General features: G+C 69.5%; 2 protein-coding genes. Both read left to right on the top strand.

The window, feature by feature from the left end; all coding sequences use genetic code 11:
- Nucleotides 1–91 precede the first annotated feature (91 nt).
- Entirely contained in the window at nucleotides 92–454 is a 363-nt protein-coding gene (locus ACH5AC_RS38490; protein WP_398867000.1) for a bifunctional 3-phenylpropionate/cinnamic acid dioxygenase ferredoxin subunit, read from the top strand.
- A partial coding sequence (locus ACH5AC_RS38485) for an NAD(P)/FAD-dependent oxidoreductase (RefSeq protein WP_398866999.1) occupies nucleotides 451–1,068 on the top strand: 618 nt, incomplete at its 3' end. The genes ACH5AC_RS38490 and ACH5AC_RS38485, both read left to right, overlap by 4 nt.

Below are 1,068 nucleotides of genomic sequence, written 5' to 3'. Positions count from 1 at the left end.
GCCCTCTGCATGCCTTGACAAGGGTTGTGGGCGACTCCAGACTGATGTTGCGCTTACCGCAATCAGTTTCGCTATACGCACCGAGGTGGTCATGTTGATTCCCGCGTGCCCTCTGGCGGATCTCCCGCGAGGAGAGGCCCTCCGGCTCGAGCTCGATCCGCCGGTCTCGGTGTTCCACACCGAGGACGGCGAGCTCTTCGCCATCGACGACACGTGCACCCACCAGGACGCCTCGCTCGCCGACGGCTGGCTGGAGGGCTGCGAGGTGGAATGCCCGCTGCACGCCTCGAAGTTCGACCTGCGCACCGGCGCGGTCGACGCCCCACCGGCCAAACTCCCCGTCCGCACCCACGAGGTCGTCGTCCAGGACGGCATGATCCACGTCCGGCTGTCCGCCGCCGCACCCAACCTGCCGCCCTGCATCACCGCACGCCTCGCCGGGACCACCCCATGAGGACAGTGGCCGTGGTGGGCGCCTCACTGGCCGGCCTGTCAGCCGCCCGCTCACTGCGCAAACAGGGCTACGACGGCCGGCTCGTCATCATCGGCGACGAACCCCACCGCCCCTACGACCGGCCACCCCTGTCCAAGGAATTCCTCGCCGGCACCCTCGACGAAACCGACCTCGCCCTCGAGACCGACGACGAGGACCTGCAGGCACAGTGGCTGCTCGGCACCCGCGCCACCGCACTCGACCACACCGAGCGCACCATCCGCCTCGCCGACGGACGCCACATCCGCGCCGACGGCATCGTCATCGCCACCGGCGCCGCCGCACGCACCCTGCCCGGCACCCAGCACCTGGCCGCAGTACACACACTGCGCACCCTCGACGACGCCCGCGCCCTGCGCAACGAACTCACCCCCGGCAAAAAACTCGTCGTGATCGGCGCCGGCTTCATCGGCGCCGAAGTCGCCTCCACCGCCCACACCCTCGGCCTCGACACCACCGTCATCGAAACCGCCCCCACACCACTGGCCGGACCACTGGGCACCGCCATGGGCGCCATCGTCAGCGCCCTGCACACCGACCACAACGTACGCCTGCAATGCGGCATCGGCGTCAAA

The organism is Streptomyces sp. NPDC018693, assembly GCF_044391385.1.
Classification (GTDB): Bacteria; Actinomycetota; Actinomycetes; order Streptomycetales; family Streptomycetaceae; genus Streptomyces.
Note: the sequence above shows the minus strand (reverse complement) of the source record. Positions and strands in the feature narration are given on the sequence as shown.